This is a genomic window from Streptomyces actuosus, assembly GCF_016921115.1.
GTDB lineage: Bacteria > Actinomycetota > Actinomycetes > Streptomycetales > Streptomycetaceae > Streptomyces > Streptomyces actuosus_A.
In genome coordinates this window covers 103,883-113,462 of record NZ_JAFFZS010000026.1, presented here as the reverse complement: position 1 = coordinate 113,462, position 9,580 = coordinate 103,883, and the positions used below count along the sequence as shown (strand labels likewise).

Here is a 9,580-nt window from a genome sequence, read left to right as displayed (position 1 = left end):
CGCAACCGGATACTTCTTCTGCGAGGACACGACACCCCTGCCCGGCCGAACGGAAACGACAAGGGGAGCCTGCCCGACCCTCAACTCCACCAACCAGAACAATACTTAGCCGCAACAATCTACTAGTCAGAGAGCTCGCCGCACGACATCCCCGCGCGTAGGCAGCGGGATGGAGTACCGCCTGAGATCCGGCTGAGGTCGGTCTCCACAGGGAACAGAACCGCCCCCTTGATCACCCCGCTGAACGCCCCACCGGTCCCGGGCCTTCCCTGAACCTGCGCGGGTGCCCCGGATGTCAAGGCCGTTCGGCCATCTGGGAACAGGGACTTCCAGCAGCGCTAGGGTTTCCGGGACAGAGGGAATGGCACGCCGCCGACCAGGGGAACGAAACATCATGGGACACGGAGCACGAAAGCAACTGGCGAAGCTGCTCGATGCCTCGGAGCGATGTGGGGACTTCAGCACCCGCATCGAGATGTCCGCCCGCGCGCTGCGGATCGAGGTCGACGGCGTCGGGGTGCTGCCCCTGCCGTTGCGCGCTCCGGTAACCAAGAAGCTGATCGCGCAGGCCCGGCAGGCCTGCTTCGGCCGCGGTGAGCAGACCCTGGCCGACACCAGCGTGCGCGATACCTGGGAGATCACCCCGGACCGGATCACCCTGGGCGGCCCCGACTGGGACCGCACCCTGAGCGGCGTCCTCGACGGCGTCCGTACTGCGCTCGGTCTGCCGCCCACCACCGTCCTGCGGGCCGAACCGCACGCGCTGCTCGTCTACGGCAAGGGCCAGTTCTTCCTGCCGCACCAGGACTCCGAGAAGGACGACTCCATGGTGGGCACCCTGGTGGTCTCGCTGCCCTCGCACCACACCGGCGGCGAACTCGTCGTCTCCCACGCGGGCCGGAGCGTCGTCCACCAGGCGTCCCGGGAGAAGCTGACCTTCGCTGCCTTCTACGCGGACTGCCTGCACGAGGTCAAGCCCGTCAAGTCCGGCTACCGCGTCACCCTCACCATGAACCTCCTCGCCGAACGCACCCGCCCGGTCGGCGAGGACGGCGGCCCGGCCACCGACCTGGCCCACTACCTGACCGAACACTTTACCGAGCCGGCCGAAGAGCGCTACGCCTACGGCCGCCAGAAATCGGCGCCCCCGAACCGCCTCGTGTACCTTCTCGACCACGAGTACACCCAGCGTGGCCTGGACTGGGATCGCCTCAAGGGTGCCGACGCCACGCGTGCCACCCGGCTCCGCCAGGCCGCCGGGCAGGCAGGCTGCGAGGCGGTCCTCGCATTGGCCGAGGTGAAGGAGACTTGGGACGCCGTACCGCCCTACGACCGCTACGACTACTACGGCGATGTCGAGCACTTCGACGGCTGCGAGGACGAGGAGTGCGAGGGTGAGTGCCTCCTCGACCCCGACGGGGAGCCCGGGGCCGAGCGCCGCCGCAGTGGCGACTTCTCCGACTACGAGCTGGACGACCTGATCGACGACGAGATCACCCTCGACTGGTGGACCCGCCCCGACGGCACCGACGGTGAGCAGATCTCCCTGCCTGTCTCTTACGCCGAGGTGTGCGCCACCACCGAGAACAAGGACCTCACGCCCTACCAGTCCGAGTACGAGGGTTACATGGGCAACTACGGCAACACCCTGGACCGCTGGTACCGGCGGGCCGCAGTGGTGCTCTGGCCCCGGCAACGCTCGTTCGCGGCACGCGCCGAGGCCGGCTCAGAGGGAGCCCTGCGAGAACTCCAGGGCCACCTGGACACCGGGGAGTTGGAGCTGGCGCGTACGCTCGCCCGGTCGCTCGCCCCGATCTGGAAGCATCGCGGTTCGGGCGAAGCGGCCGCTCCACTCTTCACTGCCGCCCTGCACGTCGCGGTGGGACTGGAGGAAGCGGACACCGCCGCGATGCTCCTTGCGCCCTTCGGGGTGGAGACCCTGGGCCAGCGACACGTCCCCGATCTCGCGGAAGCGGCCGCACGGTACGGGCGGACGTGGTCGCGCGGGGCCGTCGGCAGCTGGTTCGGCCCGGTCGCCGCGTACACCGGGGCGGATCGCGCAGCGTGGCTCGAGTCTCTGCCCGGCCTCTGTGCCGCGCTGCGGACCGCTGACGGTGACGGAGACGCGGTGGCGGCACCGCTGGTCGAGGGCGTGTGGCAAGCGGCCGAGCAGCAGCTCACCGGCTGGCTCGACGTGGGCCGCGAGGCGGAGCGACGCGCGGGCATGGAACGGCTGGGAGCTCCCTTGGCCCGCATCCTGCAGGCGTGCGACCCGAAAACCGCCGACACGATCGTCACCGCGCTGCGCGGCCTGCCGGACACCGCCCTGGAATGCCTGCTCCCGGCCCTGCGCACCGCGGCCCACCGACCGACGACCGTACGAGACGGGGCACCCGCGGCCCACGCCTTCCAGACGCTCGCCGACCACTGCGAGGCCCGGCTCACCGCGGCCGTCACCCGCCCCGTACGCGCGGCGGACGACTGGTCAATCACCCCGGCCGGTACCTGCCGGTCCGGCTGCGGCCTCTGCCCCGACCTCGACGCCTTCCTCACCTCCCGCACCCGTCGGGTCATGGATTGGCCGCTCGCGAAGGACCGGCGCCGCCACATCCACAGCCGTATCGATCTGGCCGGCCTGCCCGTGTCACACACCACCCGGCGTCAGGGACGCCCCTACACCCTGGTCCTGACCAAGACGAACGCGGTGTTCACCCGTGAGCAAGCGGCCCGCATCCGCGCCGAGACCGACCTGGCGTGGCTGCGGGAGAAATGGCCCCGGCCACGCGGCTGAAAGGGGACAGACAAGCCCCGCGGTTCGCGCGCCTGGAACCGGCAGTCCGCACCCGGGACGCGGATGCCGCCGCGTCCCGGCTGGCCGCGCATCGCCACCTGCCGATACCTCGCGGCCGCGCAAGCCTGGGCGGTCGGCGGACCGGCGCCGGACGGGGTAGGCCATGGGCTCGGCGCCCTGGACAGCGTGAGCGGGGATGGCGCGACCGTGGTGGAGCAGCAGCTCCAGGGCCGCGTGGAGGAGGAGATCACGGCGGCCGGGGACATCCGGCTCCTCCAGGTCCTCGCGATCAGCGGCGACATGGGCGCCATCGCCACCGCCGTGTACGGCGCGCTGGGCACCGGCCCGCGCGGTGAGGCGGCCGAGATCACGCACACGTGGGAGGACGTGGAGGCGCGCCTCGGCCTGCTCATCCTCACGGCCGCCGTCGCATTGGACGACCTCACCGGCGATGCCTGGGCCACGGTGGATGAGCGGCTGCGCTTCCTCGTGGCGAGGGTCGCGGCCAGGCCGGACATGAACCTCAGCTGACCCGCTCCACCCTCTGCGCGGAAGGGCCCACACGGACGTGCGGGCCCTAGTGGGGCGTATCTTGCCTCCCCGGTGGGAGATGAGTGGGAGACGAGTGGGAGATGATCATGGCGTGGTGCTGCAATCAGGCGCTAGGAAATGCTCGATAGCGCTACCTGTACGGCCCTGGTTCAGCCGCCGGATTCGCCCGCGTGCGGGCTCAGGACACCTGCTCCCACCAGCATGAACAGCAGGATGCCGAGTGCGATGCGGTAGTAGACGAACGGCATGAAGCTCTTGGTCGAGATGAACTTCATGAACCATGCGATCACGGCGTATCCGGAACCGAAGGCGATCACGGTCGCGAACAGCGTCGGTCCCCAGGCCACATGGTCGCTCTCCATCGCGTCCTTCAACTCGAACAGGCCGGACGCCAGCACCGCGGGGACGGCGAGCAGGAACGAGTAGCGGGCCGCGGCCTCGCGCTTGTAGCCCATGAACAGACCGCCGCTGATGGTGGCGCCGGAGCGGGAGACGCCCGGGACCAGTGCCATGGCCTGGCAGCAGCCGTAGATGAGGCCGTCCTTCACGCCCAGGTCCTCCAGTGTCTTGCGCTGCTTGGGCGCGCGGTGCCGGCCGCCCTTCTCGTCGCGGGCCGCGAGCCGGTCGGCGACGCCCATGACCACGCCGACGACGACCAGCATCGTCGCGGTGATCCGCAGATCGCGGAACGGCCCCTCGATCTGGTCCTTGAACGTCAGCCCGAGCACGCCGATCGGGATCGAGCCGACGATCACCAGCCAGCCCGTCCGGGCGTCGTGATCCCTGCGAGCCGCCCCGTCGTACAGGGAGCGGAACCATGCGGTCAGGATCCGGGCGATGTCCTTGCGGAAGTAGATCAGTACCGCGGTCTCCGTGCCGATCTGGGTGATCGCCGTGAAGGCGGCGCCCGGATCGGGCCAGCCGGAGAAGGCCGCGGTCAGCCGCAGATGCGCGCTGGAGGAGACGGGGAGGAACTCGGTCAGCCCTTGGACGAGCCCGAGGACGAGGGATTCAAACCAAGACATGAAGGTGGGGAGTCCAACTGCCGATCGAGGAGGGGCGACGGACGCATCCGGCCGCCGCGCACGGTGATCACCGGTGTCGAGGGCAGCGTAGCGGCCCCGGTCTGTCGGACCGTCACCAGGGTTCGACGGGGGGAGCCGTGGGCCGGCGCGACGGGCCGCGGTGCCGACCGCGATCGGGCTCCGACCGGCCGGGGTTCAGGCCGTCGTCGGGCCCGTGACCGTCCAGCCGGGGGCCTGCGGGTGGGCGGTCAGGTCCTCGTGGCGGACCTGACCGCCGCAGGCGGAGCAGGTGACGACGGGGACCACGGCGTGACCGCAGGCGTGCTCGATGACCATGGGCCGGTCGCGGTCCTCGCGCAGATGGCGGTCGCCCCACGCCATCAGTGTCATCAGGACCGGCTCCAGCTCCAGCCCCGCCTGCGTCGGCCGGTACTCGAAGCGCTGCGGGCGCTCGCTGTAGGGGTGCTTGGCGAGGACGCCCGCGTCCACCAGCCGGCGCAGCCGGGTGGCCAGGACGTCGCGGGGTGCACCGGTGTTGCGCACCAGCTGGTCGAAGCGGCCGTTGCCCAGGCACACCTCTCGCAGGACCAGGAGGGAGTACTTCTCGCCGACGAGGGCCAGGGCGTCGGCGATCGAGCAGGGTCTGGGGTTCCTGGGGGCGGCCATGCCGCACAGTCTAGGCGAGCGTCCGGATTCCGAACCGACTCAGTTTGATTTTCCAACTCACTGCGCTAGGGTGAGTCCGGATTTCCTACTGACCGGTAATCGCCCCAGGTGGCTCCCCGCCAAGGAGGCCCGCACCATGCGTGACGCAGTCATCGTCGAAGCCGTACGCACCCCCATCGGGAAGGGCAGGCCGAACGGCTCCCTCGCCCACGTCCACCCCGTCGAACTCCTCGCCCACACCCTGCGCACCCTCGTCGAACGCTCCGGCATCGATCCCGCCCTCGTCGACGACGTCATCGGCGGCACCGTCGACCAGGTCGGCAAACAGGCCATGAACACCACCCGCTACGCGGTCCTGTCGGCCGGATTCCCGGAGTCGGTCCCCGCGACCACGGTGGACCGCCAGTGCGGCTCCTCGCAGCAGGCCGTGCACTTCGCCGCGCAGGGTGTCCTCTCCGGCGCCTACGACCTCGTCGTGGCCTGCGGCGTGGAGTCCATGAGCCGGGTGCCGATGTGGTCGAACGTGCCGCCCGGCGCGGACCCCTTCGGCCCCGGTGTCGCCGAGCGCTACCCGGAGGGCCTGGTCCCCCAGGGCATCAGCGCCGAACTCATCGCCGCCAAGTGGTCGCTGACGCGCGCGCAGATGGACGGATTCGCGGTCACCTCCCACCGCAGGGCGGCAGCGGCCCGGGAACAAGGACTGTTCGACGCCGAGGTCGCCCCGCTGGACGGCGTCGCCCGTGACGAGTGCGTACGGCCCGCCAGCACGACCGAGATCCTCGCCGGACTCGAACCCGCCTACCGCGACCCCGTCTTCGCCGAGCGCTTCCCGCAGATCGACTGGAACGTCACCGCGGGCAACGCCAGCCCGATCAACGACGGTGCCTCCGCGGTCCTGATCACGTCGAGCGAGACCGCCGCCCGCCTCGGGCTGCGTCCGCTCGCCCGGCTGCACAGCTTCGCCGTCACCGGCTCCGACCCGCTGCTGATGCTCACCGGCGTGATCCCGGCCACCGAGAAGGTCCTGCGCAGAGCCGGCCTGCACCTCGCCGACATCGACCTGTTCGAGGTCAACGAGGCCTTCGCCAGCGTGGTGCTGGCATGGCAGCAGGAGACCGGTGCCGACCTCGCCAAGGTCAACGTGCACGGCGGTGCCATCGCGCTCGGCCACCCCCTCGGCGCCAGCGGCACCCGCCTGACCACCACCCTCGTCCATGCGATGCGGGCCCGCGGCGCCCGCTACGGACTGCAGACGATGTGCGAGGCGGGCGGCCTCGCCAACGCGATGATCCTCGAGTCGGTCTGACCCCGGCCGGCCCTCACCGCATCCGCAGGTGGTGGCGTTTGCGCCAGGCCATCGCCGTGCCCGCCAGCGCCGGCACGGCGATGCAGGCCAGTGCCACCAGGAAGGCGGGCGACGTCGGCGCCGAGGCCCGCGCACCGGCGACGGCGTACGCGGCGGTGTTCGGGACCGACCCGAGCGCCGTCGCGACGAGGAACGGCACGCCGCCCATCCGGGAGACGGCCGCGCCGTAGTTCGCCGCCCAGAACGGCACCCCGGGGAAGAGCCGTAGGGCCAGCATCGAGCGGAAGCCGTGCCGGCTCAGCTGCCCGTCCGCCGCCTTCAGCCACCGGCCCCTCAGCAGCGGACGCAGCGCGTCCCGCCCGAGCACCCGGCCCAGCCCGAACGCGAGCCCCGCCCCGAGCACCGTCCCCGTCAGCGCCGTGCCCAGGCCGAGCTGCGAACCGAAGAGGGCACCGGCGGCCAGGTTCAGCAGCGGTCGCGGCACGAAGGCCACCGTGCACACCCCGTACGCCACCGTGAACACCGCCGCCGCGGCGGCCCCGCCCAGCTGCGGCGGCCAGCCGTGCGCCAGCAGCCGCTGCGGCTCGAACAGCCATACCGCCGCGCCCGCGGACGCCAGCAGCACCAGCAACAGGGACAGGCGCGACCACGGGGAGAACACCGCTCTCGTGCAGCGCGCGGCGAGGCCGGCGGGCACGGGCGGGGCGAGCTCCGCGGGGCCGGCGAAGGCGCCGGCGGTGGCCCGGGGAGGGGCCGTAGCGGTGCCCCCGGAGCGGGTGGTGGCATCGAGCATCCGGCGACAGTAACCGACACGCTCCGGTGATCGCCGTAGGGTGCGTCTCATGACCGCCCCGGAACCGGACCCGGCCGAGGTGCCCCGCAGCGCCCTCGCCGACACCGTTCTCGCACGCCTGACCGTGGCCCACGGCGCCGCGGCCGACCCGGAGCGGGCCGCGACCATGCGCGCGTACATGAAGGACACGTTCCCGTTCCTCGGCATCCCCGCGCCCGCGCGCCGGGCGCTGTCCCGCACCGTCCTCGCGGGCACGGCGCGCCCCGAAGAGACGGACTGCCGGGCCGTCGCGCTGCGCTGCTGGGCGCTGCCCGAGCGGGAGTACCACTACTTCGCCGCCGACTACCTGCGCCGCCACGTCGGACGCTGCTCGTCGTCCTTCCTGCCGGTGGTGCGGCACCTCGTCACCACCGACTCCTGGTGGGACACCGTCGACCCGCTCGCCGTCCACGTCGTCGGTCCCCTGGTCGCGGCCGACCGCTCCCTCGCCCCCGTCATGGACGACTGGGTCGCCGACGACGACCTGTGGCTCGTACGGGCCGGGCTGCTGCACCAGCTGCGGTACCGGGAACGCACCGACGCCGAGCGGCTCTTCGCCCACTGCCTGAGCCGCGCCGGCCACCCCGACTTCTTCGTCCGCAAGGCGATCGGCTGGGCCCTGCGCGAGTACGCCCGGACCGATCCACGGGCCGTGCACGACTTCCTCGCGCGGGAGGGCGGCCACTTCGCTCGGCTGACGGTCCGTGAGGCGCTGAAGCACGCGGGAGGCTGAGCCGCCGCCCACGCCCGGAAAAGCATTCGACGTCGGCCGCCGGGTCCGCGAAGATCGACCCCATGTTCCGGTACGCCTTCCTCCTGGCAGCATCCGCCGTCGCGGATGCGCCGAAGGCTGCCGCTCGCCTCGTCCTGGCCGCCGTCGACGGCGCCCGAAGCTGACCCTCCCCGGATCGTCCGGCGGACCCCGCAGGGGGAGGGTCGGGAAGTCCTCGGGGTCCGTGTCCCGGTCCGCCCGACCGGGACCTTCCGCGCAGCACCCACGATCAGGCTTCGAGGTATCGCCATGTCCAAGACGGCTTACGTGCGCACCAAACCGCACCTCAACATCGGCACGATGGGTCACGTCGACCACGGCAAGACCACGCTGACCGCCGCCATCACCAAGGTCCTCGCCGAGCGCGGTTCCGGCGCCTTCGTCCCCTTCGACCGCATCGACCGCGCCCCGGAGGAGGTCGCGCGCGGCATCACCATCAACATCGCGCACGTCGAGTACGAGACCGACACCCGGCACTACGCCCACGTCGACATGCCGGGCCACGCCGACTACGTCAAGAACATGGTCACCGGCGCCGCGCAGCTCGACGGCGCGATCCTCGTCGTCTCCGCGCTCGACGGGATCATGCCGCAGACCGCCGAGCACGTACTGCTCGCCCGGCAGGTCGGCGTCGACCACATCGTGGTCGCGCTCAACAAGGCCGACGCCGTCGACGACGGCGAGGACACGATGCTCGCCGACCTCGTCGAGCTGGAGGTCCGCGAACTGCTCACCGCGCACGGCTACGGCGGCGACAGCGCGCCCGTCGTCCGAGTCTCCGGGCTCAGGGCCCTGGAGGGCGACCCGCGCTGGACGGCGTCCGTGGAGGCGCTGCTCGACGCGGTGGACACCTACGTGCCCATGCCGGAGCGGTACCTGGACGCGCCGTTCCTGCTGCCGGTGGAGAACGTCCTGACCATCACGGGGCGCGGGACGGTGGTGACGGGCGCCGTGGAGCGGGGAACGGTCCGTGTCGGCGACCGGGTCGAGGTGCTCGGCGCCGGTGTCGAGACCGTCGTCACCGGCCTGGAGACCTTCGGCAGGCCCATGCAGGAGGCGCAGGCCGGTGACAACGTGGCGCTGCTGCTGCGCGGGATGCCCCGGGACGCCGTCCGGCGCGGGCATGTCGTGGCCGAGCCCGGGAGCGTGGTCCCGCGGCGCCGGTTCACGGCGCAGGTGTACGTGCTGTCGGCGCGCGAGGGCGGTCGTACGACGCCCCTGGCGACCGGGTACCGGCCGCAGTTCTACATTCGTACCGCCGACGTGGTCGGTGACGTCGACCTCGGCACGGCCGCCGTGGCACGGCCCGGGGAGCAGGTGGAGATGACCGTCGAACTGGGACGGGAGACGCCCCTGGAGCCGGGGCTCGGCTTCGCCATCCGCGAGGGTGGGCGGACCGTCGGGGCGGGGACCGTGACCGCCGTGCTGTGAGGGACGGTTCCGGAACACGCTCACCGCGGCCCCGGAACACACGGCCGCGGTCCCGGGCCCGGGACCCGGGCTCGCGACGTCCGGGCCCGCCCGCTCGAGCCACGGCTCTCGGGCCCGTCCCCATGGTCGCGGCAGCGGCCTCCGGCTCTTGAGGAGCGCGGTCGACCACCGCGGTCCGGGTCCCCCGCCCTCGGGCGGAGGCCCC

8 protein-coding genes are annotated in these 9,580 nt (G+C 71.9%); 5 read left to right on the top strand and 3 right to left on the bottom strand.

Annotated elements, in window-relative coordinates; all coding sequences use genetic code 11:
* Positions 1 to 394: 394 nt before the first annotated feature.
* Both JS756_RS26345 and JS756_RS26340 read left to right on the top strand, forming a co-directional pair.
* Complete coding sequence (locus tag JS756_RS26345) at positions 395 to 2,791, top strand: 2OG-Fe(II) oxygenase (protein ID WP_205385694.1); 2,397 nt, start codon at positions 395 to 397, stop codon at positions 2,789 to 2,791.
* Positions 2,792 to 2,977: 186 nt separating this feature from the next.
* The gene (locus tag JS756_RS26340; protein ID WP_205385693.1) at positions 2,978 to 3,322 is read left to right on the top strand and encodes a hypothetical protein; all 345 of its coding nucleotides are present in this window, start codon (positions 2,978 to 2,980) and stop codon (positions 3,320 to 3,322) included.
* Between the two features lie 170 nt (positions 3,323 to 3,492).
* On the opposite strand, the gene JS756_RS26335 is transcribed toward JS756_RS26340, so the two are convergent.
* Entirely contained in the window at positions 3,493 to 4,368 is an 876-nt protein-coding gene (locus JS756_RS26335; RefSeq protein ID WP_205385692.1) for an undecaprenyl-diphosphate phosphatase, read from the bottom strand.
* A 195-nt stretch (positions 4,369 to 4,563) separates the two neighbouring features.
* A complete protein-coding gene (locus JS756_RS26330; protein WP_205385691.1) occupies positions 4,564 to 5,034 on the bottom strand; it encodes a winged helix-turn-helix transcriptional regulator in 471 nt (156 codons plus the stop codon).
* Positions 5,035 to 5,170: 136 nt separating this feature from the next.
* On the opposite strand from JS756_RS26330, the gene JS756_RS26325 reads away from it, so the two are divergent.
* On the top strand, positions 5,171 to 6,340 hold the full coding sequence (locus JS756_RS26325; RefSeq protein ID WP_205385690.1) for a thiolase family protein: 1,170 nt from the start codon (positions 5,171 to 5,173) through the stop codon (positions 6,338 to 6,340).
* 13 nt (positions 6,341 to 6,353) lie between these two features.
* Here the strand turns inward: JS756_RS26325 and JS756_RS26320 are convergent, their stop codons facing one another.
* The gene (locus JS756_RS26320) at positions 6,354 to 7,133 is read right to left on the bottom strand and encodes a TVP38/TMEM64 family protein (protein ID WP_205385689.1); all 780 of its coding nucleotides are present in this window, start codon (positions 7,131 to 7,133) and stop codon (positions 6,354 to 6,356) included.
* A 49-nt stretch (positions 7,134 to 7,182) separates the two neighbouring features.
* Between JS756_RS26320 and JS756_RS26315 the strand changes: the two genes are divergently transcribed.
* On the top strand, positions 7,183 to 7,905 hold the full coding sequence (locus JS756_RS26315; protein WP_205385688.1) for a DNA alkylation repair protein: 723 nt from the start codon (positions 7,183 to 7,185) through the stop codon (positions 7,903 to 7,905).
* A gap of 288 nt (positions 7,906 to 8,193) precedes the next feature.
* On the top strand, positions 8,194 to 9,375 hold the full coding sequence (gene tuf, locus JS756_RS26310) for an elongation factor Tu (protein ID WP_205385687.1): 1,182 nt from the start codon (positions 8,194 to 8,196) through the stop codon (positions 9,373 to 9,375).
* Positions 9,376 to 9,580 lie beyond the last annotated feature (205 nt).

Excerpts from the sequence above, each read along its gene's own strand:
- JS756_RS26315 (WP_205385688.1), top strand. The coding sequence starts at position 7,183 with ATGACCGCCCCGGAACCGGACCCGGCCGAGGTGCCCCGCAGCGCCCTC.
- JS756_RS26325 (WP_205385690.1), top strand. The coding sequence starts at position 5,171 with ATGCGTGACGCAGTCATCGTCGAAGCCGTACGCACCCCCATCGGGAAG.
- JS756_RS26345 (WP_205385694.1), top strand. The coding sequence starts at position 395 with ATGGGACACGGAGCACGAAAGCAACTGGCGAAGCTGCTCGATGCCTCG.
- JS756_RS26335 (WP_205385692.1), bottom strand. The coding sequence starts at position 4,368 with ATGTCTTGGTTTGAATCCCTCGTCCTCGGGCTCGTCCAAGGGCTGACC.
- tuf (WP_205385687.1), top strand. The coding sequence starts at position 8,194 with ATGTCCAAGACGGCTTACGTGCGCACCAAACCGCACCTCAACATCGGC.
- JS756_RS26330 (WP_205385691.1), bottom strand. The coding sequence starts at position 5,034 with ATGGCCGCCCCCAGGAACCCCAGACCCTGCTCGATCGCCGACGCCCTG.
- JS756_RS26320 (WP_205385689.1), bottom strand. The coding sequence starts at position 7,133 with ATGCTCGATGCCACCACCCGCTCCGGGGGCACCGCTACGGCCCCTCCC.